The organism is Escherichia sp. E10V5 (assembly GCF_004212315.1).
Classification (GTDB): domain Bacteria; phylum Pseudomonadota; class Gammaproteobacteria; order Enterobacterales; family Enterobacteriaceae; genus Escherichia.
This window is the reverse complement of sequence record NZ_RHJM01000009.1, coordinates 220,038-246,817: the sequence shown is the minus strand read 5'-3', so window position 1 is coordinate 246,817 and position 26,780 is coordinate 220,038. Positions and strand designations below refer to the sequence as shown.

Below are 26,780 nucleotides of genomic sequence, written 5' to 3'. Positions count from 1 at the left end.
AATCTCCAATAATACTTTGTTTGAAAATGGTGGGTTAAATGTTTTGACTGTGTAATGTCATTGGGAAGTAATATGCATCATCCAATCATCATACAAATGATCGATGCGAGCATTATTGCAAATAAACAGAGAAAATCCATCTCAAGCAATCAGGTTGATTTTTTTTGGCGAGTAATTTGAAATTGTAATGTTTTCTGGATGTTAGTTTGTTTATTGATTGGTGTAATTTTAGATAGTGAGTGTTTCTCTGCTTTTTTATAAGAAAAGTGCCTGAAAATACCGTCATGGAATATAATATTTTTATCCTAAAAACAGACCTGGATATAAATAATAATTAATACAGAGATAATGATTACCATATTAATGAACGGGTATGGATAACCAGGCTTGATCAACCTAAGATGCCAGGAGAAGTTATCCCCGTAACCAGGGGACATCAGATTTACTGCTTTATGGACATAAGCAGCCTTTACACCGTTACGTTCCTGATGACCCATCGGACATTCAACAGCATCACGGGACCACAAATCTGATTCTATTAACACACTACCTGCTATCGCCCGGAATCCATAAGTACTACAGTTGCCATATGCTCAACGAAAGACCGAGAAAACTCCAGAGTACGAATCACTCACAGATCGGTTCAACCAGTGTGTTGCATCCCTCGGTTGAACTCACAGTCGGGAACGTGTCAACGCTACTCTGGGCGGGGCATAATGACAAAAAAGGGCGCTTTAATCGGCGCATTTTTTATTTATACGTTTCCTGCGTGCATAATAACAAGATCACAACAACACAAATCGGAGGCTTTTATGCCACTGCATAATTTAACTCGTTTTCCACGGCTGGAGTTTATCGGCGCACCGACACCGCTCGAATATCTGCCACGTTTTTCTGACTATCTCGGGCGGGACATTTTCATCAAACGGGATGACGTCACCCCGTTGGCAATGGGCGGAAATAAGTTACGCAAACTGGAATTTCTCGCAGCAGACGCCTTGCGCGAAGGTGCCGATACACTGATTACCGCCGGAGCGATTCAGTCTAACCATGTGCGCCAGACTGCCGCAGTGGCCGCAAAACTTGGTTTGCATTGCGTGGCGCTGCTGGAAAATCCCATTGGCACTGCCGCAGAAAACTATTTAACCAACGGCAACCGCTTGTTGCTGGATCTGTTCAATACTCAGATTGAAATGTGCGATGCGCTGACCGATCCTGATGCCCAACTGGAAGAGTTAGCGACTCGCGTCGAAGCGCAAGGCTTTCGCCCATACGTCATTCCGGTTGGCGGTTCCAATGCTTTAGGCGCGTTGGGCTATGTGGAGAGTGCGCTGGAAATCGCCCAGCAGTGTGAAGGGGCGGTTAACATATCGTCGGTGGTGGTGGCATCAGGCAGTGCCGGAACTCACGCCGGGCTTGCAGTAGGGCTGGAACAACTGATGCCTGAAACAGAACTGATTGGCGTGACTGTTTCACGTTCTGTTGCTGACCAGTTGCCGAAAGTGGTTGGCCTACAACAGGCGATCGCGAAAGAACTGGAGCTGACTGCATCAGCGGAAATTTTCCTCTGGGATGACTATTTTGCGCCTGGCTACGGCGTGCCGAATGACGAAGGCATGGAAGCGGTGAAACTGCTGGCGCGTCTGGAAGGCATTCTGCTTGATCCCGTGTATACCGGAAAAGCGATGGCGGGGCTGATTGATGGTATAAGTCAGAAACGCTTCAAAGATGAAGGACCGATTCTGTTTATTCATACCGGGGGCGCGCCTGCACTGTTCGCCTATCATCCCCACGTTTAGCTCCGGAAACGCTCATGCAAGAAAGCATACAACTGGTTATTGATTCGCTGCCGTTCCTGTTGAAAGGGGCAGGGTATACGCTGCAACTCAGCATTGGCGGCATGTTTTTTGGCTTACTGCTGGGATTTATTCTCGCGCTGATGCGCTTGTCACCCGTCTGGCCTGTGCGCTGGCTGGCGCGTTTTTATATCTCCATCTTCCGTGGTACGCCACTCATCGCACAGCTGTTTATGATCTACTACGGTTTACCGCAGTTTGGTATTGAATTAGACCCGATTCCGTCAGCGATGATTGGCCTGTCATTGAACACCGCCGCCTATGCAGCCGAAACGCTGCGGGCAGCGATTTCGTCCATTGATAAAGGTCAGTGGGAGGCGGCTGCCAGTATCGGCATGACGCCGTGGCAAACTATGCGTCGTGCTATTTTGCCACAGGCCGCGCGGGTAGCACTGCCGCCGCTGTCGAACAGTTTTATCAGCCTGGTAAAAGATACTTCTCTGGCTGCGACGATTCAGGTGCCAGAGTTGTTCCGTCAGGCGCAGTTGATTACTTCGCGCACACTGGAAGTTTTCACCATGTATCTGGCGGCTTCGCTCATCTACTGGATTATGGCGACGGTGTTATCGACGTTGCAGAACCATTTTGAGAATCAACTTAATCGCCAGGAGAGGGATCCAAAATGAGTGCCATTGACGTTAAAAACCTGGTGAAAAAATTCCACGGTCAGACGGTGCTGCATGGCATAGATCTGGAGGTTAAAACCGGCGAAGTGGTGGCGATTATAGGTCCAAGCGGCTCCGGGAAAACCACGTTGCTACGCAGCATAAATTTGCTGGAACAACCCGAAGCGGGGACGATTACCGTCGGGGATATCACCATTGATACCGCGCGTTCGTTAAGTCAGCAAAAATCCCTGATTCGTCAGTTGCGCCAGCACGTTGGTTTTGTTTTCCAGAACTTTAATTTGTTTCCGCATCGTACGGTGCTGGAAAACATTATTGAAGGGCCGGTGATTGTCAAAGGTGAACCTAAAGAGGAAGCCACGGCGCGCGCACGTGAGTTGTTGGCGAAAGTTGGCCTTGCAGGCAAAGAAACCAGCTATCCACGTCGTTTATCTGGCGGTCAACAGCAGCGTGTGGCGATTGCCCGGGCGCTGGCGATGCGTCCCGAGGTGATTTTGTTTGATGAGCCAACGTCGGCCCTGGACCCAGAGCTGGTGGGCGAAGTCCTGAATACTATCCGCCAGCTGGCACAGGAAAAGCGCACAATGGTGATTGTGACACACGAAATGAGCTTTGCCCGAGATGTTGCTGACCGCGCGATCTTTATGGACCAGGGGCGGATAGTAGAGCAGGGCTCGGCGAAAGCGTTATTTGCTACTCCACAGCAGCCCCGTACCCGCCAGTTTCTCGAGAAGTTTCTACTGCAATAATAAGAAAAAATCAGCCCCGGTGAGTTAGTTACCGGGGCGAACCACTCTTCTGAAGACTCAATAAACGGTCAATAAATCAGCATAACTCATTAATAACATAAGAGAATGCGATGTCTTGCAAAAGTAATTCATTATCTGAATAATATAAATTATATATAAATCTTATTTATGTGATAGCTTGAGTTTTCAGTATAAATGATACTCACTCTCAGGGGCATTGCGGTTTACTATGCAGGATACGGATTTTTTTAGCTGGCGTCGCACAATGCTGTCGCGCTTTCAGAGGATGGAGGCCGCAGAAGAGGTCTACCATGAAATAGAGCTTCAGGCTCAGCAGCTCGAGTACGATTACTATTCGTTATGTGTTCGCCACCCGGTGCCATTCACGCGACCCAAAGTGGCTTTCTACACCAATTACCCTGAGTCGTGGGTTAGTTATTATCAGGCAAAAAACTTTCTCGCTATTGATCCCGTGCTCAACCCTGAAAACTTCAGTCAGGGCCATTTATTGTGGAATGATGACTTATTCAGTGAAGCCCAGCCATTATGGGAGGCTGCGCGTGCGCATGGTTTACGCAGGGGAGTCACTCAGTATTTAATGCTACCGAACCGGGCGTTGGGATTTTTGTCATTTTCTCGTAGCAGTACGCGCGAAATACCCGTTCTTAGCGATGAGCTGCAATTAAAAATGCAGTTACTGGTGCGCGAAAGTCTGATGGCGCTGATGCGTTTAAATGATCAAATAGTGATGACGCCGGAGATGAATTTCAGTAAGCGGGAAAAGGAGATTTTGAAATGGACCGCGGAAGGTAAGACATCGGCAGAGATTGCGATGATCTTGTCAATCTCCGAGAACACGGTTAATTTTCATCAGAAAAACATGCAGAAAAAAATCAACGCGCCGAATAAGACCCAAGTTGCCTGCTACGCTGCCGCAACTGGCTTAATATGACCTCTATTACATTCTGCGTGCCAGGTGTAAAACCGGCTGAAAGGTGTGCTTTCAGCCGGTTTTATATTACTGACGGTAGGCCTGTTTAATTTGCTTAACCGTTTTGGAAAATACCGCAGCCTGGGTTTCGTCTTCGATCAGCGCAAGCTGTTTTTCCATCTTTAACATCACGCGGCCCGCGTCAGCTTGTCCCATCGCCTGCAGCATCAGCGTCAGCATCGCTTTCAGGCAGGAGACTTCATTTGCCAGTTCTTGATTATTCTCGGCAGTAGAAAAATCAGGCGTACTCATTTATTTTCCTCGTCATGTTGCAATGAAAATTTGCAGTAAAAAATGTTAAGGCGGCGGAGTATACCATAAGCTTTGCTAAAAATAGCAGTGGTTGTTTTTTGGTCGCTGAATCATCATTGATATTAAATTAGTTAATATAGTGGTTAATAAATATTTATATCATGAATGTTTTTTGTGCGTATTTATTGAGTTAATTAATGTTACATATTCATGCTGATGATTTTTCATTTGTGCTGAATGAAGTCAATTTTTGTCACATTTCAGTCTAACAGATAGGTTACAACGCCCCGGAAGCTTTTTGGTGACGGACGTGATCATAACTGTGGACAATCGAATTATCAAAAATGAGAGAAAAATCGAATACCCACCATTTTTAACGTTTCAAAGTTGCAATAAAACCCGCTAATATACGGATGACTAACTATCAGTAGCGTTATCCCTATTTCTGGAGATATTCCTTTGATCAACGTTCTACTTGTTGATGACCACGAACTGGTGCGCGCAGGGATACGACGCATTCTGGAAGATATAAAGGGTATTAAAGTCGTTGGTGAGGCTTCCTGTGGTGAAGATGCCGTTAAGTGGTGCCGGGCAAATTCCGTCGACGTGGTGCTAATGGACATGAGTATGCCTGGCATTGGCGGCCTTGAGGCGACGCGTAAAATCGCCCGTTCAACCGCAGATGTCAAAATCATCATGCTTACGGTTCACACCGAAAACCCTTTACCAGCAAAAGTCATGCAGGCTGGCGCTGCGGGCTATCTAAGCAAAGGTGCGGCCCCGCAGGAGGTGGTGAGCGCGATTCGTTCTGTCTATTCTGGGCAGCGTTATATTGCTTCTGACATTGCGCAACAAATGGCGTTAAGCCAGATCGAACCAGAAAAAACAGAAAGCCCATTTGCCAGTTTGTCTGAACGCGAATTGCAGATTATGCTGATGATTACCAAAGGCCAGAAGGTCAATGAGATTTCAGAACAGCTTAATCTCAGCCCGAAAACGGTGAACAGCTATCGCTACCGTATGTTCAGTAAATTAAACATTCATGGCGATGTTGAGCTGACTCACCTGGCTATTCGCCATGGTTTGTGTAATGCGGAGACGTTAACAAGTCAGTGAGTGTTCAGTTTGACGCAAAAGCGTTTTTAAAAACCGTCACCAGCCAGCCGGGTGTATATCGCATGTATGATGCTGGTGGTACGGTTATTTATGTCGGTAAAGCGAAAGACCTGAAAAAACGGCTTTCAAGCTATTTCCGTAGCAATCTCGCTTCGCGCAAAACGGAAGCGTTGGTCGCCCAGATCCAGCAAATCGATGTCACGGTGACTCATACTGAAACCGAAGCATTATTGCTGGAACACAACTACATCAAACTCTATCAGCCGCGTTACAACGTTTTGTTACGCGATGATAAATCTTACCCCTTTATCTTCCTCAGTGGCGATACACATCCACGTCTGGCGATGCATCGCGGTGCAAAGCACGCCAAGGGGGAGTATTTCGGCCCGTTCCCGAATGGTTATGCGGTGCGTGAAACTCTGGCGTTGTTGCAAAAGATTTTCCCCATTCGCCAGTGCGAAAATAGCGTTTATCGCAATCGCTCGCGTCCATGCCTGCAATACCAGATAGGGCGCTGTCTTGGGCCGTGCGTGGCCGGGTTGGTTAGCGAAGAAGAGTATGCCCAGCAGGTTGAATATGTGCGCCTGTTTTTATCGGGTAAAGACGATCAGGTGCTTAAGCAACTGATTAGCCGCATGGAAACAGCCAGCCAGAATCTGGAGTTTGAAGAAGCGGCACGTATTCGCGACCAAATTCAGGCGGTGCGACGCGTCACCGAAAAACAATTTGTCTCTAATACGGGCGACGACCTTGATGTTATTGGCGTGGCGTTCGATGCTGGTATGGCATGTGTCCATGTTTTGTTTATTCGTCAGGGCAAAGTGCTCGGTAGCCGTAGCTATTTTCCGAAGGTGCCGGGCGGTACGGAACTGGGCGAAGTCGTGGAAACCTTTGTTGGTCAGTTCTATTTACAGGGCAGCCAGATGCGCACTCTCCCGGGTGAGATCCTGCTCGATTTTAATCTTAGCGATAAAACGCTGCTCGCCGATTCATTATCAGAACTGGCGGGGCGCAAGATAAACATTCAGACCAAACCGCGAGGCGACAGGGCGCGTTACCTGAAACTTGCGCGGACGAATGCAGCAACAGCGTTAACCACCAAACTTTCGCAGCAATCAACCGTTCATCAGCGACTGACAGCGCTTGCCAGCGTGTTGAAATTGCCGGAAGTGAAACGGATGGAATGTTTCGATATCAGCCATACGATGGGCGAACAAACCGTTGCCTCGTGCGTGGTGTTTGATGCTAATGGCCCACTGCGTGCGGAGTATCGGCGCTATAACATCAATGGCATTACGCCGGGCGATGATTATGCGGCGATGAATCAGGTGTTGCGTCGGCGTTATGGTAAAGCCATCGATGACAGTAAGATTCCGGACGTGATCCTGATTGATGGTGGCAAAGGACAACTTGCGCAGGCGAAAAATGTCTTCGCCGAGCTGGACGTTCCCTGGGATAAAAACCATCCGTTGTTACTTGGCGTTGCCAAAGGGGCCGACCGTAAGGCTGGGCTGGAAACATTGTTCTTCGAGCCTGAAGGAGAGGGCTTTAGCTTACCGCCAGATTCGCCTGCGTTGCACGTCATCCAGCATATTCGCGATGAATCACACGATCATGCGATTGGCGGACATCGCAAAAAACGGGCGAAGGTCAAAAATACCAGCACCCTGGAAACCATTGAAGGCGTCGGGCCAAAACGTCGACAAATGTTGTTGAAATATATGGGCGGTTTGCAAGGTTTACGTAACGCCAGCGTCGAAGAAATTGCAAAAGTGCCGGGTATTTCGCAAGGTCTGGCAGAAAAGATCTTCTGGTCGTTGAAACATTGATGTCTCTGTAGCAACATAGGGGTAATCTTACTGACAACAGATAGTTACCCGTCATTATGCAATTTAATATCCCTACGTTGCTCACACTGTTCCGTGTCATCCTTATCCCATTCTTTGTATTGGTTTTTTATCTACCTGTTACCTGGTCGCCGTTTGCTGCCGCGCTCATTTTCTGCGTCGCGGCGGTGACTGACTGGTTCGATGGTTTTCTGGCGCGTCGCTGGAACCAGAGTACCCGTTTTGGTGCCTTCCTTGATCCAGTAGCAGACAAAGTGCTTGTCGCCATCGCCATGGTGCTGGTAACCGAGCATTATCATAGCTGGTGGGTGACCTTACCGGCGGCAACGATGATTGCCCGTGAAATTATCATTTCTGCTCTGCGTGAATGGATGGCTGAACTCGGTAAACGTAGCAGTGTGGCCGTATCCTGGATTGGTAAAGTCAAAACGACTGCCCAGATGGTCGCGCTGGCCTGGTTGCTGTGGCGCCCGAATATTTGGGTTGAGTACGCCGGTATTGCCCTTTTCTTTGTGGCTGCGGTGCTGACACTCTGGTCAATGTTGCAATATTTGAGCGCTGCTCGCGCAGATTTGCTTGATCAGTGATCGTTTCGACGCAAATTTCAGCAAACGATCAAAAGTGATGAAAAATATCGTTGACTCAACGCGTCAGGTAAGTAGAATGCAACGCATCGAACGGCGGCACTGATTGCCAGACGATAATAAAATCAAGTAATTAGCTGATTGCTTGATGATTGCGGGAATAGCTCAGTTGGTAGAGCACGACCTTGCCAAGGTCGGGGTCGCGAGTTCGAGTCTCGTTTCCCGCTCCAGTTTAAACGACATCGGCATTAAGCGGGTGTCTGGCTGAAAAGCCTGAAGAATTTGGCGCGTTAACAAAGCGGTTATGTAGCGGATTGCAAATCCGTCTAGTCCGGTTCGACTCCGGAACGCGCCTCCAATTTTTCCCGAGCCCGGATGGTGGAATCGGTAGACACAAGGGATTTAAAATCCCTCGGCGTTCGCGCTGTGCGGGTTCAAGTCCCGCTCCGGGTACCATGGGAAAGATAAGAATAATCAAAGCAATAAGCAGTGTCGTGAAACCACCTTCGGGTGGTTTTTTTGTATGTGCAACTTGTCGTTACACCCTCTCTGATTTTTAATCTCCGGGTAATCCACTCGAAAAGTATCTCTATGCCAGACCGACATGTAAGATAGGCGCTGGCGAGTCGAGATCCACAAGGAAAAGCGTATGAAAACTGGACCGTTAAACGAAAGTGAGTTGGAATGGCTGGATGATATCTTGACCAAATACAACACAGACCACGCCATCCTTGATGTGGCAGAGCTGGACGGTTTGTTGACGGCGGTGTTGAGTTCTCCGCAAGAAATTGAACCAGAACAGTGGCTGGTTGCTGTGTGGGGTGGGGCGGATTATGTGCCGCGCTGGGCGTCAGAGAAAGAGATGACGCGCTTTATGAACCTGGCGTTCCAACATATGGCCGATACTGCAGAGCGCCTCAACGAGTTTCCTGAACAGTTTGAACCGTTATTTGGTCTACGAGAAGTTGACGGTAGCGAGCTGACGATTGTCGAAGAGTGGTGCTTTGGCTATATGCGTGGCGTTGCGCTTTCTGACTGGTCAGCATTGCCTGACTCATTAAAACCGGCGCTTGAAGCGATTGCGCTGCACGGTACTGAGAAAAACTTCGAGCGCGTAGAGAAGATGTCGCCAGAAGCGTTTGAAGAAAGCGTGGATGCCATTCGACTGGCGGCGCTTGATTTGCATGCTTACTGGATGACGCATCCTCAGGAAAAAGCTGTTCAGCAACCGATTAAAGCTGAAGAAAAACCTGGTCGTAACGACCCTTGCCCATGTGGTAGTGGCAAGAAATATAAGCAGTGCTGCCTGCATTAAGAGGCTATATTGGGTGTCAGAATTAACTCTGGCACCCATGTTTTAAGGATGCGGACAAAAATCTGGACTATGTCCATATACACGGCAAAGCATTTATCCCACTTCTGGCAACAATCCTGCCGCAATCAAAAATTGCACGCCAATCACGCCAATGCCACAGATAAACACCAACACCAGTGCGGGACGTCCACCTTTCACCCGATAGCTTGCTTGTGGATTATGCTTCCTGCTCTGCCAGGTCAGCAGTGAAGGAATTATCAACGCTAATACTGCCAGCGCTACGCCAGCATACCCGAGCGCCATTACAAAACCACGTGGATAAAACAGCGCGAACGCCAGTGGCGGCAGAAAGGTAATTACACCGGTTTGCAGTCTTCCACCAACGGTATTGGAACGCTGAAACAAATCCGCCAGATAATCAAATAAACCTAACGCTACGCCCAGGAAAGATGTGGCGAGGGCTAAATCAGCGAATAAATGCACTGCCAACTCGACATGCGGCGAGGCCACCACTTCGCGTAATGCCTGTAACAGCCCATTTAATCCAGCATGATTCGCCAGCAGTCCCATAAAGGTTGTTGAATCAATACTGCCCAGTGTCGCCAGTTGCCAGAAAATATATGCCACCAGAGGGATTGCGCTACCGGTAATAAACACCCAGCGCAATTTACGAATGTTGCCATCCATATAGCTGACGATGCTCGGTACGCTACCGTGAAAACCAAACGAGGTAAAAATCACCGGAATTGCAGACAATGCCAGACCCTGTTGCAGTGGCAGCGTTAGCAGATTGATTTTATGAATATGTGGTAGCAGCAATACCAGCATTAGCACCAGGAAAATAATCTTGGCGCTGAACAAAAAACGGTTAAACAAATCGACCAGCGACGTCCCAACACAAACCACACCACCGGCAACAAAAGTAAACAACAGCACGCCAGCGGTTGTGGTCATTGAAATGCCTGTCCAGTCGCTGATGCTGGAGGCAAGTAATTCACCGGCACCGCTGATATATGCTGCGGTCAGGGCATACATTAAAAACATCATACTGAAGCCGGTCAGCCACTGACCGTAGCGGCCCAGATAGCGTTTTGCCAGTGTGCCTAAGCCGGTATCTGCAGGGACATGCTGATACACTTCCAGCAGTAACAGCGCGGTGTAACACATCAAGGCCCACAAGCCGATTAACAATGTCAGAGTGACGGTAAAACCGACGCCAGCCGCTGCCAGCGGCATTGCCAGCATACCTGCGCCAATTGTGGTTCCCGCCACGATAAAAACACTTCCCAGAGTTCTGTTTTTCACGCTTTCTTCTGTCCTGACGATCTTTATGAGTGATATCTGCGGCGCAGGTTAAGGCATTATCCATATTTCGTCAAATCGACGTTACATCAGGTGTAAATAAAAATGTACGATAAATGCATTCAGAACTGAGCTGGCGCAAAGCCATAAGGCGCAGGGATCGTTACGCTATGCTTTTTTTGAGGAGGAACGATGGAATCTATTCACGGTCATGAAGTGTTAAATATGATGATTGAATCAGGTGAGCAATATACGCACGCCAGCCTGGAAGCGGCGATCAAAGCGCGTTTTGGTGATCAGACACGTTTTCATACTTGCTCGGCTGAAGGGATGACAGCGGGAGAGTTGGTGGTTTTTCTGGCGGAAAAAGGCAAATTTATTCCCTGCGAAGAGGGGTTCTCAACCGATAAAAGTAAGATTTGTCGTCACTGATCTGAAACGGCGGCAGAAAATCTGCCGCCAGAGAAGATTAGTTTTGTGCGTCGAGGGTAGAGAGTTCTTTATCGATGAAATAAAGTCCTTCGCCGCTTTTCCCCGCCAGGCTCAATTTATCAATAATAGATTTGAACAACTTCTCTTCTTCGTGTTGCTCAGACACATACCATTGCAGGAAATTGAACGTTGGGTAGTCCTGATTAGTCATGGCAGCGTGAGCGAGTTCGTTAATTTTTTGCGTAATTAATTGTTCGTGTTTATAAGTTTCCTGGAATAATTCATCAAGTGAAGAATATTCAGCAAACGGCGATTCAACGGTATTAATTCGCGGTAAATTTCCGGTATCGGTCAGGTAATCAAACAGACGCTGCATATGCGTCATCTCTTCCTGGGCGTGGCGACGCAGAAACGCGGCAGCACCTTCGAAGGTGTGATAGCTGCACCATGCGCTCATTTGCTGATAAAGCAGTGAAGAGTAGAGTTCCAGGTTCATCTGCTCATTAAGTTTTTCAATCATTTCTGGTTTCAGCATGATAGTGCTCCACAAAGGTTATATTTGTTGCTGTGGCGCCACTATAATTTGTTATTTTATTATTTGCAAAAGGTAAAATATTAAAGTCAATTATTAAAAATGCGAATGTGAATAAAACGCATTAACGCTATTTGAGATGGTAATTAACCAGTGAAGCCTCCCTCGCTGATTAAAATCTTTATTGATAAGCCGAGGGGGTTAAGTATCGGCACTGATACGACAGTGTAAATTGCGTATTCAGACATAATGATCCTGCAAACAAACTACAGTTACTTACAGGTTGCCCAAACGCAAAGGCGCGGGTAAATCCAACCTGCTGACATGCGCGGTTCGCGATTCCCTGATCGAGATAGTTGTCAGTGCGGGCGTGTTGTAAAAAAGCCTGATTATAAACGAGGCGTACAATGCCACTCGTGGCATCAACATCGCTGAGGTGAGCCTGACGAGTTACGGTACAGCCCGCTACTGTTAAAAGTGAAAAAACAATTATCAGATGTTTCATGTCACAGCCTGAAGAGGGAGAAGAAACAGGTATTGTACTTGTGGACACAGCCAGGTTATGGACAGAAAAGACGACGGATTAGCGCTATTCCTTGCTTTCTTCAGAACGCACACATCTTGTGGTTATCATTTATGTAACATTAAAGGGGTATTTATGTGATTTGCATCACATAAAGATTGATTTTTGTGATGGATGTCATATTATAAGCAGCAAGAACAATAACACCTGCATAACAAATAATCGGAGTGGCGCGATGAAACTGCGTAAGATCCTGAAAAGCATGTTCAATAATTATTGCAAGACGTTCAAAGACGTACCGCCAGGCAATATGTTCAGATAATAAAAAAACCTGCTCCGGCAGGTTTTTTTATACCCTGATGCGGGCTGATGTGACTATCGTTGAGGAAGGGAAGCCGCTACTATAACGGCTTTCAAAATGCTATCAGGAGTTTAGGATGTCCCAGCCGCTGAATGCCGATCAGGAACTGGTTTCTGATGTTGTTGCTTGCCAGTTGGTGATCAAACAAATTCTCGACGTGCTCGATGTGATCGCGCCTGTTGAGGTTCGTGAAAAAATGTCCAGCCAGCTGAAGAATATTGATTTTACCCACCATCCGGCTGCTGCTGACCCAGTCACTATGCGTGCTATTCAAAAAGCCATCGCGTTGATTGAGCTAAAGTTTACCCCACAAAACGAATCCCATTAAAAAACCGCCGCCTCAGCGATGTGAGGCAGCGGTTTTCACCACTTTTTGTGTATTCGGCGCATCTTTTCATGCGCCGATTTTATTAATGTATCTGATGCGACACGACATTCAGAACATGCTGGTCGGTCTGGACAGGGCACATACCGGCCAGTTTCGCACTGCGCACTTCATCAAGAATGGTTTGCAGTAAGAGACCATCGTGCTGCTGTTCTTTTTCCAGATCGCGCAGAAAATCGACAGTAGAATCATCATTCAATTCTTTAGCTTCATTTGCTAATTGCGCCAGCGTGCTTGAACGCTGCTCATATTCTTCCAACGTTTTTTGGAAGAGTTCTTCCAGAGAGTTCAGTTTTTCGCCAGGTACATCAATGGCTTTAACGATGGGCGTCGCTCCGACGCTTTTCATGAAGTTAAACATGCGCATCATTTGAGTCACGTTACTTTGTGCCTGGGAGCGAAGAAAAGTCGCGGTGCCATTCAGACTTTGTTCAGAACACCAGTTGCTCAGGTGGAGGTAGAGATTGGATGCATAAAACTCGCGGTTCATTTGAGTGTTGAGTTTGAGAAGCATTCCAGTGGTTGCCATACCTAATATCCTTATATCCAGAAGACGAGAGGTGCAAGATAAATCAAAACACCGTAATTACTGTTTGCAGAATAATTCCTTTCTGCGGGTCCGAAATGTGATCCTGGAGTCAATTCTGACGATGATCTGAAATAAGCATAACGTCTGAAGCATTATAAGAAAATCCTTAAATCACCAAGTTTATATTTTTTTACATTTCATTGATTAGAGTTATTGATTTGCAATAACTCTCAATGTTGTGAATTTTTGGATGTTATTGATATTAAATGAATTTATCAATTTCATGATGCTGTTCTTATATTTTTAGGTATTTTTTCAGTTTTGCGATGATGCTCGCATTATGGATTTATCCTTCATTAATGAAGGTGGTGATAATTAACAGCGAAAGGAATTTTGTCTGGAATTTTTATTCTTCTTACATCATTCACCATTCAGCTGTAATGAGCAGCTTCTTGCCCGAGCAAATTAGATTAAAAAGAAGACACGCCAGAGCTATCAAATGATGCCACAAGGATTTCCAGGCTAATCTTATGGACTAATCTGCTAAGTCATTTCTCATTTGTCATACAATTGACGTCTTCCGTATGTCTTTTATTGCTAAATTCATGCACGTTCTCACTGTAATTCTGCGGTGTGATATTGCTCTCCTATGGAGAATTAATTTCTCGCTAAAACTATGCCAACACAGTCACTTATCTTTTCGCCAAAGGTAATGCTTTGTTTTCCGATTGAATTAACGAAAGTTCTTAGGTTTTGCCCTATACAAAATGATGCTAAAGCTGGAGATAACCATGCACAAATTTACTAAAGCTCTTGCAGCCATCGGTCTGGCTGCCGTTATGTCACAATCCGCTATGGCGGAAAATTTGAAACTCGGTTTCCTGGTGAAGCAACCAGAAGAACCGTGGTTTCAGACTGAATGGAAGTTTGCCGATAAAGCCGGGAAAGATTTAGGCTTTGAAGTTATTAAGATAGCCGTACCTGATGGCGAAAAAACACTGAACGCTATTGATAGCCTGGCAGCCAGTGGCGCGAAAGGTTTTGTTATCTGTACTCCGGACCCGAAACTGGGTGCAGCCATCGTGGCGAAAGCGCGTGGCTACGATATGAAAGTTATTGCCGTGGATGATCAGTTTGTTAATGCCAAAGGTAAGCCGGTTGATACCGTTCCATTGGTGATGATGGCGGCGACGAAAATTGGCGAACGTCAGGGCCAGGAACTGTATAAAGAGATGCAGAAACGTGGCTGGGATGTGAAAGAAAGCGCCGTAATGGCGATTACTGCCAACGAACTGGATACCGCCCGTCGTCGTACCACCGGTTCTATGGATGCGCTGAAAGCCGCCGGATTCCCGGAAAAACAAATTTATCAAGTTCCTACCAAATCTAACGACATTCCAGGGGCGTTTGACGCCGCCAACTCTATGCTGGTTCAGCATCCTGAAGTTAAACACTGGTTGATCGTCGGTATGAACGACAGCACCGTGCTGGGTGGCGTACGCGCGACGGAAGGTCAGGGCTTTAAAGCCGCAGATATTATCGGTATCGGTATTAACGGTGTGGATGCGGTGAGTGAACTGTCAAAGGCACAGGCTACGGGTTTCTATGGTTCACTGCTGCCAAGCCCGGACGTTCATGGCTATAAATCCAGCGAAATGCTTTACAACTGGGTAGCAAAAGACGTTGAACCGCCAAAATTCACTGAAGTTACCGACGTGGTGCTGATCACGCGTGACAACTTTAAAGAAGAACTGGAGAAAAAAGGTTTAGGCGGTAAGTAATCTGCCGGAAAAATTCCCCTCTGCGTTATGCAGAGGGGGTGTAAAACGACCAGTGATTCACGGAGACGTTATGCAACAGTCTACCCCGTATCTCTCATTTCGCGGCATTGGTAAAACCTTTCCAGGCGTTAAGGCGCTTACGGATATCAGTTTTGACTGTTATGCCGGTCAGGTTCATGCGTTGATGGGTGAAAATGGCGCCGGAAAATCAACACTCTTAAAAATCCTTAGTGGAAACTATGCGCCAACCACGGGTTCTGTAGTGATTAATGGGCAGGAAATGTCCTTTTCCGATACAACCGCAGCACTGAATGCGGGTGTCGCGATTATTTACCAGGAACTGCATCTCGTGCCGGAAATGACCGTCGCGGAAAACATCTATCTCGGCCAGCTTCCTCATAAAGGCGGCATCGTGAATCGTTCACTGCTGAATTATGAAGCTGGGATACAGCTCAAACATCTGGGTATGGATATTGACCCGGATACGCCGCTGAAATATCTCTCCATCGGGCAATGGCAGATGGTTGAAATTGCCAAAGCTCTGGCACGTAACGCCAAAATTATCGCTTTTGATGAACCAACCAGCTCCTTATCCGCGCGTGAAATAGACAATCTGTTTCGCGTCATTCGTGAACTGCGAAAAGAGGGGCGGGTGATCTTATACGTTTCTCACCGTATGGAAGAAATTTTTGCGCTCAGCGATGCCATCACTGTTTTTAAAGATGGTCGTTACGTCAAAACCTTTACCGACATGCAGCAGGTAGATCATGACTCGCTGGTACAGGCAATGGTTGGTCGCGACATCGGCGATATCTACGGCTGGCAACCGCGCAACTACGGCGAGGAGCGCTTGCGTCTGGATGCGGTAAAGGCACCAGGCGTGCGTACGCCAATAAGCCTGGCTGTTCGCAGTGGCGAAATCGTCGGCCTGTTTGGTCTGGTGGGGGCAGGGCGCAGCGAATTAATGAAAGGCATGTTTGGCGGTACGCAAATTACCGCTGGGCAGGTTTATATCGACCAACAGCCGATCGATATCCGTAAACCGGGCCACGCCATTGCCGCTGGCATGATGCTCTGCCCGGAAGATCGCAAAGCGGAGGGCATTATTCCAGTGCATTCGGTGCGCGACAATATCAACATCAGCGCTCGTCGCAAACATGTGCACGGCGGTTGCGTGATCAACAACGGCTGGGAAGCCAATAATGCCGATCACCACATTCGTTCTCTCAACATCAAAACGCCAGGTGCAGAGCAATTGATCATGAATCTTTCCGGCGGTAATCAGCAAAAAGCCATTTTAGGGCGCTGGTTATCCGAAGAGATGAAAGTCATTTTGCTTGATGAACCTACGCGCGGCATCGATGTAGGGGCTAAACATGAAATTTATAACGTGATTTATGCGCTGGCCGCGCAGGGCGTGGCGGTACTGTTTGCCTCCAGTGACCTGCCCGAAGTCCTTGGTGTCGCCGACCGCATCGTAGTTATGCGGGAAGGTGAAATCGCCGGTGAATTGCTACATGAGCAGGCAGATGAGCGTCAGGCACTAAGCCTTGCTATGCCTAAAGTCAGCCAGGCAGTTGCCTGAGTAAGGAGAATAAGATGTCTTCTGTTTCTACATCGGGTTCTGGCGCGCCTAAGTCGTCATTCAGCCTCGGGCGTATCTGGGATCAGTACGGTATGCTGGTGGTGTTCGCAGTGCTTTTTATCGCCTGTGCCATCTTCGTGCCGAACTTTGCCACCTTTATTAATATGAAAGGGCTGGGACTGGCAATCTCCATGTCGGGGATGGTGGCTTGCGGTATGTTGTTTTGCCTGGCCTCAGGTGACTTTGACCTTTCTGTCGCCTCGGTGATTGCCTGCGCAGGCGTAACCACTGCGGTGGTTATTAACCTGACCGAAAGTTTGTGGATTGGCGTGGCGGCAGGTTTACTGCTGGGCGTTCTGTGCGGCCTGGTGAATGGTTTTGTTATCGCTAAATTGAAAATCAACGCCCTGATTACCACGCTGGCGACGATGCAGATTGTCCGTGGTCTGGCGTATATTATCTCTGACGGTAAAGCGGTGGGCATCGAAGATGAAAGCTTCTTTGCACTCGGTTATGCCAACTGGTTCGGCCTGCCTGCGCCAATCTGGCTCACTGTGGCTTGCCTGGTCGTCTTTGGTTTGCTGCTGAACAAAACCACGTTTGGTCGTAATACATTGGCAATTGGCGGTAACGAAGAGGCGGCACGCCTCGCGGGTGTACCGGTAGTACGTACTAAAATTATTATTTTCGTTCTCTCTGGTCTCGTATCGGCGATTGCCGGGATCATTCTGGCTTCTCGTATGACCAGCGGCCAGCCAATGACGTCTATTGGTTATGAGTTGATTGTTATCTCTGCCTGCGTTTTAGGTGGCGTTTCTCTGAAAGGCGGCATCGGAAAAATCTCATATGTAGTGGCGGGTATCTTAATTTTAGGCACCGTGGAAAACGCCATGAACCTGCTTAATATTTCTCCGTTTGCACAGTATGTTGTTCGTGGCTTAATCCTGCTGGCTGCGGTGATCTTCGACCGTTATAAGCAAAAAGCGAAACGCACTGTTTGATGCTTTATACGATAATTATTTAGTTCCAAAATCCTCCACAGCCAACCGCCACAACGGTTGGCTGTTCTTTTTGCCAATGGCGAGCCTCGTCACACTGTCTATACTTACATGTCTGTAAAGCGCGTTCTGCGCGAACAATAAAAAGATAAGGAGGAGTACCGGGTGACAGAACCGTTAACCGAACCCCCTGAACTATCCGCGAATTATGCCTGGTTTTTTGATCTCGATGGAACGCTGGCGGAAATCAAACCGCATCCCGATCAGGTCGTCGTACCTGAAAATATTCTGCAAGGACTCCAGCTGCTGGCAACCGCAAGTGATGGTGCATTGGCATTGATATCAGGGCGCTCAATGGTAGAGCTTGACGCACTGGCGAAACCTTATCGCTTCCCGTTAGCGGGTGTGCATGGGGCGGAGCGCCGTGACATCAATGGTAAAACGCATATTGTTCATTTGCCGGAAGCGATTGCCCGGGATATTAGCGTTCAACTGCATACGGCTATCGCCAGGCTTCCCGGTGTGGAGATTGAGGCTAAAGGGATGGCGTTTGCGCTGCATTATCGTCAGGCACCGCAGCATGAGGACGCCTTATTGACATTAGCGCAGCGCATTACCCAGATTTGGCCGCAAATGGCGTTACAACAGGGAAAGTGTGTCGTTGAGATAAAACCGAGAGGTACCAGCAAAGGGGACGCGATTGCCGCATTTATGCAGGAAGTTCCCTTTATTGGCCGCAAGCCTATTTTTTTAGGCGATGACTTAACCGATGAATCTGGCTTCTCGGTCGTTAACAGGCTGGGCGGAATGTCAGTGAAAATTGGCACAGGCGCAACTCAGGCATCATGGCGGCTGGCGGGCGTGCCGGATGTCTGGCGCTGGCTTGAAATGATAACCAACGCATTACAACAACTAAAAAGAGACAATAACAGGAGTGATGACTATGAGCCGTTTAGTCGTAGTATCTAACCGGATTGCACCACCAGACGAGCACGCCGCCAGTGCCGGTGGCCTTGCTGTCGGTATACTGGGGGCGCTGAAAGCCGCAGGTGGACTGTGGTTTGGCTGGAGTGGCGAAACAGGGAATGAGGATCAGCCGCTAAAAAAGGTGAAAAAAGGAAATATCACCTGGGCCTCTTTTAACCTCAGTGAAAAGGATCTCGACGAATACTACAACCAATTCTCCAATGCTGTTCTCTGGCCCGCATTTCATTATCGACTCGATCTGGTGCAATTTCAGCGTTCCGCCTGGGAAGGCTATTTACGCGTGAATGCATTGCTGGCAGATAAATTACTGCCGTTGCTGGAAGACGATGACATTATTTGGATCCACGATTATCACCTGTTGCCATTTGCGCATGAACTCCGCAAACGTGGCGTGAATAATCGTATTGGTTTCTTCCTGCATATTCCTTTCCCGACGCCGGAAATTTTCAACGCGCTGCCGACTTATAACACGTTGCTTGAACAGCTTTGTGATTATGATTTGCTGGGGTTTCAGACAGAAAACGATCGCCTGGCGTTTCTGGATTGCCTTTCCAACCTGACGCGCGTCACGACGCGTAGTTCGCGCAATCATACGGCCTGGGGCAAGGCATTTCGCACCGAAGTTTACCCTATTGGTATTGAACCGGATGAAATAGCCAAACAGGCTGCCGGACCGCTGCCGCCCAAACTGGCGCAATTAAAAGCGGAGCTGAAAAGCGTACAAAATATCTTTTCTGTCGAACGACTGGATTATTCCAAAGGTCTGCCTGAGCGTTTTCTCGCCTATGAAGCCTTGCTGGAAAAATATCCGCAACATCATGGCAAAATACGTTATACCCAGATAGCGCCAACCTCGCGTGGTGATGTGCAGGCGTATCAGGATATTCGTCATCAGCTGGAAAATGAAGCCGGGAGAATTAACGGAAAATATGGGCAATTAGGCTGGACACCGCTTTATTATCTGAACCAGCATTTCGACCGTAAATTACTGATGAAAATCTTCCGCTATTCCGATGTCGGATTAGTGACGCCGCTGCGTGACGGGATGAATCTGGTGGCGAAAGAATATGTCGCCGCCCAGGATCCTGCCAATCCCGGTGTACTGGTACTTTCACAATTTGCGGGGGCGGCGAATGAACTGACGTCAGCGTTAATCGTTAACCCATACGATCGTGATGAAGTCGCGGCGGCGTTGAATCGGGCATTGACTATGTCGCTGGCAGAACGTATTTCCCGTCATGCAGAAATGTTGGAAATTATCGTGAAAAACGATATTAACCACTGGCAGGAGTGCTTTATTAGCGACCTAAAGCTGATAGTTCCGCGCAGCGCGGAAAGCCAGCAGCGCGATAAAGTTGCGACCTTTCCAAAGCTGGCGTAATTGCGCTTAATCTCCCTTAAGCGGAACCAACAGCACATCAACCTCACTTGAGGCAATCACACTTTTCGCAGAGCAGGATGCTCGCGAAAAGAAACTGTGATTATGATTACCGCAAATCACCAAATCGAATTTATGTTTACGGCATACCGCCAGAATATGTTCGCTCAACTCTCCGTAAGCTATAAACTTTTCTTCAACGGGATATCCAGCATCCTGAATTAATTTGTCCAGAAAGTTTTGTGTTTCTTCATGCATCACACTGCGTAAATCCTCAAGCATCGGCGCGGCTAATTGATTGTACATTTCTGGATCGGAAGCGAGGGTGATTAAACTGATACGCCCATTAACGGGACGGGCGATAGATACCGCTTTTGCTAACAGTTGCTGGCTTTCCGGTGAGACAGCAACGGCAACAAGAATATTGGCGTAACTCATAACCTGCTCCTTATTCTATGAACTTCAGGTGAGATCACAGCTTTACCCTGAATGAGCTATAGATGCAATAACAACTTGGTCAAAAACGCAAATATTAGCATGATCATTAATAAAGATAATTAATCAATATCGTAGTGTTACTATGTAGTCATGCGGGTGATGATGAGGAAGTGGAGAAATTGATTTCTCTCACTAAACAAATGGTTAATATTAATAAAACATCTTGTTAACATTGATATTGTTGGCAGCCTTAATTTTTTTTAAATGGCATATTATTATTTAATTGGCTGTTTTTTTAATGATTTACAGAGATCATAGATATTTATCCCATATCCGGGATATGGTTATTCACGGTGATTTATATTAACAGTGCGCAACATCTCAATTTTATCCCGCCACATCATTTTTGCTCACAGATAAGCTGAAAAACTTTTTAACAGAATGAAATATACGCAAAACAAAAGTATGACTTATACATCAATGTTAAGTAATTGAGTGTTTTGTGTGATCCGTGTCACACATTGTCGAAAATCGCAGCTCCGCTCCGTTGTATGTATGAGTGGTGACGAGTACAGTTGCGTCGAATTAGGAAAAATCTTAGATAAGTGTAAAAAGCATCACTCTGTGTAAGACGTGTTTCACCTCTTATGATGTCTGTGTGTTTTTTCGTTGATCGCTACTATTCCATTTTTATTTACTTTTTACCGGGATTTCCCGGCGACATCACGGGATGCGGTGATACCGCATAAAAAATAAAGTTAGTTATTCTGGGTGGGAATAATGCATACCTCCGAGTTGCTGAAACATATTTATGACATTAACTTGTCATATTTACTTCTTGCACAGCGTCTGATCGTTCAGGACAAAGCGTCCGCCATGTTTCGTCTCGGTATTAATGAAGAAATGGCTACAACGCTGGCGACGCTGACTCTTCCGCAAATGGTTAAACTGGCCGAAACCAATCAACTGATTTGTCAATTCCGCTTTGACAGCCACCAGACTATTAACCAACTGACGCAGGATTCCCGTGTTGACGATCTCCAGCAAATTCATACCGGCATTATGCTCTCCACGCGTTTATTGAATGATGTTAATCAGCCCGAAGAAGCACAACGTAAGAAAAGGGCCTGATCATGAGTGAAAAAAGCATTGTTCAGGAAGCCCGTGATATTCAACTCGCCATGGAGTTGATAACCCTGGGCGCTCGTTTGCAGATGCTGGAAAGTGAAACACAATTAAGTCGCGGACGCCTGATCAAGCTCTATAAAGAGCTGCGCGGAAGCCCGCCGCCGAAAGGGATGTTGCCGTTCTCTACCGACTGGTTTATGACCTGGGAACAAAATGTCCATGCGTCGATGTTCTGTAATGCATGGCAGTTTTTACTGAAAACCGGGTTATGTAATGGCGTCGATGCGGTAATCAAAGCCTATCGTTTATACCTTGAACAGTGCCCACAAGCCGAAAACGGACCACTGCTGGCTCTAACCCGCGCCTGGACTCTGGTGCGATTTGTCGAAAGCGATTTACTGCAACTTTCCAGCTGCAACTGCTGCGGCGGTAATTTTATCACTCATGCTCATCAACCTGTCGGCAGTTTTGCCTGCAGCTTATGTCAACCGCCATCGCGCGCCGTAAAAAGACGTAAACTTTCTCAGAACCCTGCCGATATTATCCCTCAACTGCTGGATGAACAGAGAATACAGGCTGTTTAACCCATACGGTGTGGCGAAACACTCCAGCAGCGGTAATTAATTACCGCTGCTTATTTTTCTCCAGCCGTAAGGTAACGTCTGCCGACTGAACATCCTGTCATGGTCAACAGTGAAAGGATGATGTCGTGCTTATCTTATTAGGTTACCTGGTTGTTCTCGGTACAGTTTTCGGCGGTTATTTGATGACCGGTGGAAGCCTTGGAGCACTCTATCAACCCGCTGAACTGGTGATTATTGCCGGTGCAGGCATTGGGTCGTTTATCGTCGGCAATAATGGCAAAGCAATCAAAGGTACGCTTAAGGCGCTGCCATTGTTGTTTCGTCGCTCTAAATATACCAAAGCAATGTATATGGATTTGCTGGCGTTGCTTTACCGTCTGATGGCGAAATCGCGGCAAATGGGCATGTTCTCACTGGAACGCGATATTGAAAATCCACGAGAGAGCGAGATCTTCGCCAGTTATCCGCGCATCCTCGCGGATGCCGTTATGCTGGATTTTATCGTCGATTATCTGCGCCTGATTATCAGCGGCCACATGAATACCTTCGAAATTGAAGCCCTGATGGACGAAGAGATAGAAACGCACGAAAACGAGGCGGAAGTCCCGGCGAACAGCCTGGCGTTGGTCGGAGACTCTCTTCCTGCGTTTGGGATTGTTGCGGCCGTAATGGGAGTGGTGCACGCATTAGGATCAGCCGATCGTCCTGCTGCCGAATTGGGGGCGCTCATCGCACATGCGATGGTGGGGACTTTCCTCGGTATCTTATTGGCTTACGGATTTATTTCCCCGTTAGCGAGTGTTTTGCGCCAGAAAAGCGCCGAAACCAGCAAAATGATGCAGTGCGTCAAAGTTACACTGCTTTCTAATCTGAACGGTTACGCACCGCCTATCGCCGTTGAATTTGGTCGCAAAACGCTCTATTCCAGTGAACGTCCGTCGTTTGTTGAACTGGAAGAGCATGTGCGCGCGGTGAAAAATCCGCAACAACAGACGACAACCGAGGAAGCATGAAGAATCAAGCGCATCCGATTATTGTCGTCAAACGACGCAAAGCGAAATACCACGGCGCAGCACATGGTTCGTGGAAGATTGCTTATGCTGACTTTATGACCGCGATGATGGCTTTTTTTCTGGTGATGTGGCTTATCTCCATCTCCAGCCCAAAAGAGCTGATTCAGATTGCGGAATACTTCCGTACGCCGCTGGCGACAGCGGTAACGGGCGGCGATCGAATTTCTAATAGCGAAAGCCCAATTCCCGGCGGCGGTGATGATTTCACCCAAAGCCAGGGGGAAGTGAATAAGCAGCCGAACATTGAAGAACTTAAAAAACGCATGGAGCAAAGTCGGCTGCGGAAATTGCGTGGCGATCTCGACCAGCTTATTGAATCAGACCCGAAACTACGGGCGATGCGTCCACATCTCAAAATCGATCTGGTACAGGAAGGTTTACGTATCCAGATAATTGATAGCCAGAATCGCCCGATGTTTAAAACCGGTAGTGCTGATGTCGAGCCCTATATGCGCGACATTCTGCGCGCCATTGCGCCGGTGCTGAACGGTATTCCTAACCGTATCAGCCTTTCCGGTCATACCGATGATTTCCCTTACGCCAATGGTGAGAAAGGTTACAGCAACTGGGAGCTTTCCACTGAACGCGCCAATGCGTCGCGCCGTGAGCTAATGGTGGGAAGTCTGGCTGATGGCAAAATTTTACGCGTTGTCGGCATGGCGGCGACCATGCGCTTAAGCGATCGCGGCCCGGATGATGCCGTTAATCGTCGAATCAGTCTGTTGGTACTGAATAAACAAGCCGAACAGGCCATTTTGCATGAAAACGCCGAAAGCCAGAATGAGCCGGTAAGCGTCCTGGAAAAACCTGGGGTAACACCGCAGGTCAGTGTTTCCACAATGCCATCAGCCGAATCGAGGTGACAGCGTGAGCATGGATATAAGCGATTTTTACCAGACATTTTTTGATGAAGCGGACGAACTGTTGGCCGATATGGAGCAGCATCTGCTGAATTTACAGCCAGAAGCGCCAGATGCCGAACAATTGAATGCCATCTTTCGTGCGGCCCACTCCATCAAAGGAGGGGCGGGAACCTTTGGCTTTAGCGTATTGCAGGAAACCACGCATCTGATGGAAAACCTGCTCGACGAAGCCAGACGCGGTGAAATGCTGCTTAACACCGACATTATCAATCTGTTTTTGGAAACGAAGGACATCATGCAGGAACAGCTCGACGCTTATAAACAGTCGCAAGAGCCGGATGCCGCCAGCTTTGACTATATCTGCCAGGCCTTACGTCAACTGGCAATAGAAGCGAAAGGCGAATCGACACCCGCCATGGCCCGGTTAAGTGTGGTTGCCAAAAGTGAACCGCAAGATGAACAGGGTAACAGTGAGTCGCCGCGACGAATTCTACTTTCGCGTCTGAAGGCGGGAGAAGTCGATCTACTGGAAGAAGAGCTGGGGCATCTGACAACGTTAACTGATGTGGTGAAGGGGGCGGATTCTCTTTCGGCAATATTACCGGGCGACATCGCCGAAGATGACATCAAAGCGGTGCTCTGTTTTGTGATTGAGGCCGATCAGATTACCTTCGAAAAAGTAGAGTCCGCGCCCAAAATATCCCCGCCACCGGTACTTAAACTGGCAGCCGAACAAGCACCAGCAGGGCGAGTGGAACGGGAAAAAACGTCGCGCGGCAGCGAATCTAGCAGCATCCGCGTGGCGGTTGAAAAGGTTGATCAGCTGATTAACCTCGTTGGCGAACTGGTGATTACTCAGTCGATGCTGGCCCAGCGCTCCAGTGAACTGGACCCGGTGAATCATGGGGATTTGATTACCAGCATGGGGCAGTTACAACGTAACGCCCGCGATTTGCAGGAATCAGTGATGTCGATTCGCATGATGCCAATGGAATATGTCTTTAGCCGCTATCCCCGGCTGGTGCGCGACCTGGCGGGTAAACTTGGCAAACAGGTGGAACTGACGCTGGTGGGCAGTTCCACCGAACTCGACAAGAGTCTGATAGAACGCATTATCGATCCTCTGACCCACCTGGTACGCAATAGCCTCGACCACGGTATTGAACTGCCAGAAAAACGACTTGCTACGGGCAAAGATAGCGTTGGAAATTTAATCCTGTCTGCTGAACACCAGGGTGGCAACATCTGCATCGAAGTGACCGACGATGGCGCGGGGCTTAATCGAGAGCGGATTCTGGCAAAAGCCGCCTCGCAAGGTCTGAGCGTTAGCGACAACATGACTGACGACGAAGTGGCGATGTTGATATTCGCCCCTGGTTTTTCCACGGCGGAGCAGGTCACCGATGTCTCCGGGCGCGGCGTCGGCATGGATGTCGTCAAACGTAATATCCAGGAGATGGGGGGCCACGTTGAAATCCAGTCGAAGCAGGGCGTTGGCACCACAATCCGCATTTTACTGCCGCTAACGCTGGCGATCCTCGATGGCATGTCCGTACGCGTTGCTGACGAAGTTTTCATTCTGCCGCTTAACGCCGTCATGGAATCACTACAACCTCGCGAAGCCGATCTCCATCCACTGGCAGGCGGCGAGCGAGTACTGGAAGTGCGTGGTGAATATCTGCCCATCGTCGAACTGTGGAAAGTGTTCAACGTCGCAGGCGCGAAAACCGAAGCTACACAGGGGATTGTTGTCATTCTGCAAAGTGGCGGTCGCCGCTACGCCTTGCTGGTGGATCAGTTAATTGGTCAACATCAGGTGGTGGTTAAAAACCTTGAAAGTAACTATCGCAAAGTCCCTGGCATTTCTGCTGCAACCATTCTTGGCGACGGCAGCGTGGCACTGATTGTTGATGTCTCCGCCTTGCAGGCGATAAACCGCGAACAACGTATGGCGAATACCGCCGCCTGATTGAGTAAAAAGGGAATAAATATGACCGGTATGACAAATGTAACAAAGCTGGCCAGCGAACCGTCAGGCCAGGAGTTTCTGGTATTTACCCTCGGTGACGAAGAGTACGGCATCGATATTCTGAAAGTGCAGGAGATCCGTGGCTACGATCAGGTTACGCGGATTGCCAATACACCCGCGTTTATCAAAGGCGTCACTAATCTGCGCGGCGTGATTGTGCCAATTATTGATTTGCGTATTAAGTTCAGCCAGGTGGATGTGGAGTACAACGATAACACGGTGGTTATCGTTCTGAATCTTGGGCAGCGGGTGGTCGGCATTGTGGTAGATGGCGTTTCAGATGTTCTTTCGTTGACGACGGAACAAATTCGCCCGGCACCGGAATTTGCTGTGACGCTTTCCACAGAATACCTCACCGGCCTGGGTGCGCTGGGCGATCGCATGCTAATTCTGGTTAATATCGAAAAACTGCTGAATAGCGAAGAGATGGCGCTGTTGGATAGCACGGCATCAGAAGTCGCATAATTTATCCCGCCGTACTCAAATGAAATGAGCCCGATGCCCTGCGCATTGGGTTTTTCATTTTAATATCGCCA

At 48.1% G+C, this 26,780-nt stretch carries 29 protein-coding genes, 3 tRNA genes and 1 pseudogene; 25 read left to right on the top strand and 8 right to left on the bottom strand.

Features of this window, described 5'->3' with window-relative positions; genetic code table 11:
- Positions 1–446: 446 nt before the first annotated feature.
- Positions 447–572: pseudogene (locus D9738_RS25055) on the bottom strand (integrase); the annotation flags it as partial.
- A gap of 240 nt (positions 573–812) precedes the next feature.
- Here D9738_RS25055 and dcyD point away from each other — a divergent pair.
- From dcyD to sdiA, 4 genes are all read left to right on the top strand, one after another.
- The gene (gene dcyD / locus D9738_RS08165) at positions 813–1,799 is read left to right on the top strand and encodes a D-cysteine desulfhydrase (protein WP_130259927.1); all 987 of its coding nucleotides are present in this window, start codon (positions 813–815) and stop codon (positions 1,797–1,799) included.
- A gap of 14 nt (positions 1,800–1,813) precedes the next feature.
- Complete coding sequence (tcyL, locus tag D9738_RS08160) at positions 1,814–2,482, top strand: cystine ABC transporter permease (RefSeq protein ID WP_130223595.1); 669 nt, start codon at positions 1,814–1,816, stop codon at positions 2,480–2,482.
- On the top strand, positions 2,479–3,231 hold the full coding sequence (gene tcyN / locus D9738_RS08155) for an L-cystine ABC transporter ATP-binding protein TcyN (RefSeq protein WP_130259926.1): 753 nt from the start codon (positions 2,479–2,481) through the stop codon (positions 3,229–3,231). Before tcyL ends, tcyN begins: the two co-directional genes overlap by 4 nt.
- Positions 3,232–3,460: 229 nt before the next feature.
- Entirely contained in the window at positions 3,461–4,183 is a 723-nt protein-coding gene (gene sdiA / locus D9738_RS08150) for a transcriptional regulator SdiA (RefSeq protein WP_130208555.1), read from the top strand.
- Positions 4,184–4,249: 66 nt separating this feature from the next.
- Here sdiA and yecF read toward each other — a convergent pair whose 3' ends face one another.
- Both yecF and D9738_RS25050 read right to left on the bottom strand, forming a co-directional pair.
- The gene (gene yecF, locus D9738_RS08145) at positions 4,250–4,474 is read right to left on the bottom strand and encodes a DUF2594 family protein YecF (RefSeq protein WP_000106474.1); all 225 of its coding nucleotides are present in this window, start codon (positions 4,472–4,474) and stop codon (positions 4,250–4,252) included.
- Positions 4,461–4,595 (bottom strand): hypothetical protein, encoded by a 135-nt coding sequence (locus D9738_RS25050; RefSeq protein ID WP_240731141.1) that lies wholly within the window; start codon positions 4,593–4,595, stop codon positions 4,461–4,463. Before D9738_RS25050 ends, yecF begins: the two co-directional genes overlap by 14 nt.
- A 338-nt stretch (positions 4,596–4,933) precedes the next feature.
- Here D9738_RS25050 and uvrY point away from each other — a divergent pair, with 338 nt between their 5' ends.
- The 7 genes from uvrY (at position 4,934) to yecA (ending at position 9,336) form a co-directional block, all read left to right on the top strand.
- Positions 4,934–5,590, top strand: a complete 657-nt coding sequence (gene uvrY, locus D9738_RS08140; protein ID WP_064529316.1) for a UvrY/SirA/GacA family response regulator transcription factor — start codon at positions 4,934–4,936, stop codon at positions 5,588–5,590.
- Positions 5,587–7,419: an excinuclease ABC subunit UvrC gene (gene uvrC / locus D9738_RS08135; protein ID WP_130208553.1), complete on the top strand. Its 1,833-nt coding sequence runs from the start codon at positions 5,587–5,589 to the stop codon at positions 7,417–7,419. The genes uvrY and uvrC overlap by 4 nt, the downstream gene beginning before the upstream one ends.
- A 56-nt stretch (positions 7,420–7,475) precedes the next feature.
- On the top strand, positions 7,476–8,024 hold the full coding sequence (gene pgsA / locus D9738_RS08130; RefSeq protein ID WP_001160187.1) for a CDP-diacylglycerol--glycerol-3-phosphate 3-phosphatidyltransferase: 549 nt from the start codon (positions 7,476–7,478) through the stop codon (positions 8,022–8,024).
- 151 nt (positions 8,025–8,175) lie between these two features.
- Positions 8,176–8,251 (top strand) — tRNA-Gly (locus tag D9738_RS08125).
- A 54-nt stretch (positions 8,252–8,305) separates the two neighbouring features.
- A tRNA-Cys gene (locus D9738_RS08120) sits at positions 8,306–8,379 on the top strand.
- 11 nt (positions 8,380–8,390) lie between these two features.
- Positions 8,391–8,477, top strand: a tRNA-Leu gene (locus D9738_RS08115).
- Between the two features lie 193 nt (positions 8,478–8,670).
- On the top strand, positions 8,671–9,336 hold the full coding sequence (gene yecA, locus D9738_RS08110) for a UPF0149 family protein YecA (RefSeq protein ID WP_130259925.1): 666 nt from the start codon (positions 8,671–8,673) through the stop codon (positions 9,334–9,336).
- 93 nt (positions 9,337–9,429) lie between these two features.
- Here yecA and tyrP read toward each other — a convergent pair whose 3' ends face one another.
- Entirely contained in the window at positions 9,430–10,641 is a 1,212-nt protein-coding gene (tyrP, locus tag D9738_RS08105) for a tyrosine transporter TyrP (protein ID WP_130208549.1), read from the bottom strand.
- A gap of 189 nt (positions 10,642–10,830) precedes the next feature.
- On the opposite strand from tyrP, the gene D9738_RS08100 reads away from it, so the two are divergent.
- Positions 10,831–11,070, top strand: a complete 240-nt coding sequence (locus tag D9738_RS08100) for a YecH family metal-binding protein (protein ID WP_130259924.1) — start codon at positions 10,831–10,833, stop codon at positions 11,068–11,070.
- Positions 11,071–11,107: 37 nt separating this feature from the next.
- Here the strand turns inward: D9738_RS08100 and ftnA are convergent, their stop codons facing one another.
- Positions 11,108–11,605 (bottom strand): non-heme ferritin, encoded by a 498-nt coding sequence (ftnA, locus tag D9738_RS08095; RefSeq protein WP_000917207.1) that lies wholly within the window; start codon positions 11,603–11,605, stop codon positions 11,108–11,110.
- 178 nt (positions 11,606–11,783) lie between these two features.
- Positions 11,784–12,107, bottom strand: a complete 324-nt coding sequence (gene yecR, locus D9738_RS08090; protein WP_130208545.1) for a YecR family lipoprotein — start codon at positions 12,105–12,107, stop codon at positions 11,784–11,786.
- Positions 12,108–12,360: 253 nt separating this feature from the next.
- Between yecR and azuC the strand changes: the two genes are divergently transcribed.
- Complete coding sequence (gene azuC / locus D9738_RS08085) at positions 12,361–12,447, top strand: stress response protein AzuC (RefSeq protein WP_010723106.1); 87 nt, start codon at positions 12,361–12,363, stop codon at positions 12,445–12,447.
- 115 nt (positions 12,448–12,562) lie between these two features.
- Complete coding sequence (gene yecJ / locus D9738_RS08080) at positions 12,563–12,814, top strand: DUF2766 family protein YecJ (RefSeq protein ID WP_064529310.1); 252 nt, start codon at positions 12,563–12,565, stop codon at positions 12,812–12,814.
- Positions 12,815–12,896: 82 nt separating this feature from the next.
- Here yecJ and D9738_RS08075 read toward each other — a convergent pair whose 3' ends face one another.
- The gene (locus D9738_RS08075; protein WP_130208543.1) at positions 12,897–13,400 is read right to left on the bottom strand and encodes a non-heme ferritin-like protein; all 504 of its coding nucleotides are present in this window, start codon (positions 13,398–13,400) and stop codon (positions 12,897–12,899) included.
- A gap of 791 nt (positions 13,401–14,191) precedes the next feature.
- Between D9738_RS08075 and araF the strand changes: the two genes are divergently transcribed.
- The 5 genes from araF to otsA all read left to right on the top strand — a co-directional run bounded on the left by araF (position 14,192) and on the right by otsA (position 20,132).
- The gene (araF, locus tag D9738_RS08070; RefSeq protein WP_130208541.1) at positions 14,192–15,181 is read left to right on the top strand and encodes an arabinose ABC transporter substrate-binding protein AraF; all 990 of its coding nucleotides are present in this window, start codon (positions 14,192–14,194) and stop codon (positions 15,179–15,181) included.
- 70 nt (positions 15,182–15,251) lie between these two features.
- Positions 15,252–16,766, top strand: a complete 1,515-nt coding sequence (gene araG, locus D9738_RS08065; RefSeq protein WP_130259923.1) for an arabinose ABC transporter ATP-binding protein AraG — start codon at positions 15,252–15,254, stop codon at positions 16,764–16,766.
- A 14-nt stretch (positions 16,767–16,780) separates the two neighbouring features.
- A complete protein-coding gene (araH, locus tag D9738_RS08060; protein ID WP_130208537.1) occupies positions 16,781–17,767 on the top strand; it encodes an arabinose ABC transporter permease AraH in 987 nt (328 codons plus the stop codon).
- 162 nt (positions 17,768–17,929) lie between these two features.
- A complete protein-coding gene (gene otsB, locus D9738_RS08055; RefSeq protein WP_130218666.1) occupies positions 17,930–18,733 on the top strand; it encodes a trehalose-phosphatase in 804 nt (267 codons plus the stop codon).
- A complete protein-coding gene (gene otsA, locus D9738_RS08050; RefSeq protein ID WP_130208533.1) occupies positions 18,708–20,132 on the top strand; it encodes an alpha,alpha-trehalose-phosphate synthase in 1,425 nt (474 codons plus the stop codon). Before otsB ends, otsA begins: the two co-directional genes overlap by 26 nt.
- 6 nt (positions 20,133–20,138) lie before the next feature.
- Here the strand turns inward: otsA and uspC are convergent, their stop codons facing one another.
- The gene (gene uspC / locus D9738_RS08045; RefSeq protein WP_130208531.1) at positions 20,139–20,567 is read right to left on the bottom strand and encodes a universal stress protein UspC; all 429 of its coding nucleotides are present in this window, start codon (positions 20,565–20,567) and stop codon (positions 20,139–20,141) included.
- A gap of 780 nt (positions 20,568–21,347) precedes the next feature.
- Between uspC and flhD the strand changes: the two genes are divergently transcribed.
- From flhD to cheW, 6 genes are all read left to right on the top strand, one after another.
- A complete protein-coding gene (gene flhD, locus D9738_RS08040; protein WP_130208529.1) occupies positions 21,348–21,698 on the top strand; it encodes a flagellar transcriptional regulator FlhD in 351 nt (116 codons plus the stop codon).
- Between the two features lie 2 nt (positions 21,699–21,700).
- Entirely contained in the window at positions 21,701–22,279 is a 579-nt protein-coding gene (gene flhC, locus D9738_RS08035; protein ID WP_064529301.1) for a flagellar transcriptional regulator FlhC, read from the top strand.
- 125 nt (positions 22,280–22,404) lie between these two features.
- Complete coding sequence (motA, locus tag D9738_RS08030; protein ID WP_130208527.1) at positions 22,405–23,292, top strand: flagellar motor stator protein MotA; 888 nt, start codon at positions 22,405–22,407, stop codon at positions 23,290–23,292.
- Positions 23,289–24,215 (top strand): flagellar motor protein MotB, encoded by a 927-nt coding sequence (motB, locus tag D9738_RS08025; protein WP_130259922.1) that lies wholly within the window; start codon positions 23,289–23,291, stop codon positions 24,213–24,215. The genes motA and motB overlap by 4 nt, the downstream gene beginning before the upstream one ends.
- Before the next feature lie 4 nt (positions 24,216–24,219).
- The gene (gene cheA, locus D9738_RS08020) at positions 24,220–26,184 is read left to right on the top strand and encodes a chemotaxis protein CheA (protein WP_130259921.1); all 1,965 of its coding nucleotides are present in this window, start codon (positions 24,220–24,222) and stop codon (positions 26,182–26,184) included.
- 21 nt (positions 26,185–26,205) lie between these two features.
- Positions 26,206–26,709, top strand: a complete 504-nt coding sequence (cheW, locus tag D9738_RS08015) for a chemotaxis protein CheW (RefSeq protein ID WP_130218676.1) — start codon at positions 26,206–26,208, stop codon at positions 26,707–26,709.
- Positions 26,710–26,780: the final 71 nt, after the last annotated feature.

Coding starts and splice junctions, on each gene's coding strand:
- otsA (WP_130208533.1), top strand. CDS start 18,708: ATGAGCCGTTTAGTCGTAGTATCTAACCGGATTGCACCACCAGACGAG.
- yecR (WP_130208545.1), bottom strand. CDS start 12,107: ATGAAACATCTGATAATTGTTTTTTCACTTTTAACAGTAGCGGGCTGT.
- D9738_RS08075 (WP_130208543.1), bottom strand. CDS start 13,400: ATGGCAACCACTGGAATGCTTCTCAAACTCAACACTCAAATGAACCGC.
- flhD (WP_130208529.1), top strand. CDS start 21,348: ATGCATACCTCCGAGTTGCTGAAACATATTTATGACATTAACTTGTCA.
- D9738_RS08100 (WP_130259924.1), top strand. CDS start 10,831: ATGGAATCTATTCACGGTCATGAAGTGTTAAATATGATGATTGAATCA.
- araG (WP_130259923.1), top strand. CDS start 15,252: ATGCAACAGTCTACCCCGTATCTCTCATTTCGCGGCATTGGTAAAACC.
- tcyN (WP_130259926.1), top strand. CDS start 2,479: ATGAGTGCCATTGACGTTAAAAACCTGGTGAAAAAATTCCACGGTCAG.
- dcyD (WP_130259927.1), top strand. CDS start 813: ATGCCACTGCATAATTTAACTCGTTTTCCACGGCTGGAGTTTATCGGC.
- azuC (WP_010723106.1), top strand. CDS start 12,361: ATGAAACTGCGTAAGATCCTGAAAAGCATGTTCAATAATTATTGCAAG.
- araH (WP_130208537.1), top strand. CDS start 16,781: ATGTCTTCTGTTTCTACATCGGGTTCTGGCGCGCCTAAGTCGTCATTC.
- motB (WP_130259922.1), top strand. CDS start 23,289: ATGAAGAATCAAGCGCATCCGATTATTGTCGTCAAACGACGCAAAGCG.
- ftnA (WP_000917207.1), bottom strand. CDS start 11,605: ATGCTGAAACCAGAAATGATTGAAAAACTTAATGAGCAGATGAACCTG.
- sdiA (WP_130208555.1), top strand. CDS start 3,461: ATGCAGGATACGGATTTTTTTAGCTGGCGTCGCACAATGCTGTCGCGC.
- araF (WP_130208541.1), top strand. CDS start 14,192: ATGCACAAATTTACTAAAGCTCTTGCAGCCATCGGTCTGGCTGCCGTT.
- tcyL (WP_130223595.1), top strand. CDS start 1,814: ATGCAAGAAAGCATACAACTGGTTATTGATTCGCTGCCGTTCCTGTTG.
- yecA (WP_130259925.1), top strand. CDS start 8,671: ATGAAAACTGGACCGTTAAACGAAAGTGAGTTGGAATGGCTGGATGAT.
- yecJ (WP_064529310.1), top strand. CDS start 12,563: ATGTCCCAGCCGCTGAATGCCGATCAGGAACTGGTTTCTGATGTTGTT.
- yecF (WP_000106474.1), bottom strand. CDS start 4,474: ATGAGTACGCCTGATTTTTCTACTGCCGAGAATAATCAAGAACTGGCA.
- flhC (WP_064529301.1), top strand. CDS start 21,701: ATGAGTGAAAAAAGCATTGTTCAGGAAGCCCGTGATATTCAACTCGCC.
- cheW (WP_130218676.1), top strand. CDS start 26,206: ATGACCGGTATGACAAATGTAACAAAGCTGGCCAGCGAACCGTCAGGC.
- pgsA (WP_001160187.1), top strand. CDS start 7,476: ATGCAATTTAATATCCCTACGTTGCTCACACTGTTCCGTGTCATCCTT.
- uspC (WP_130208531.1), bottom strand. CDS start 20,567: ATGAGTTACGCCAATATTCTTGTTGCCGTTGCTGTCTCACCGGAAAGC.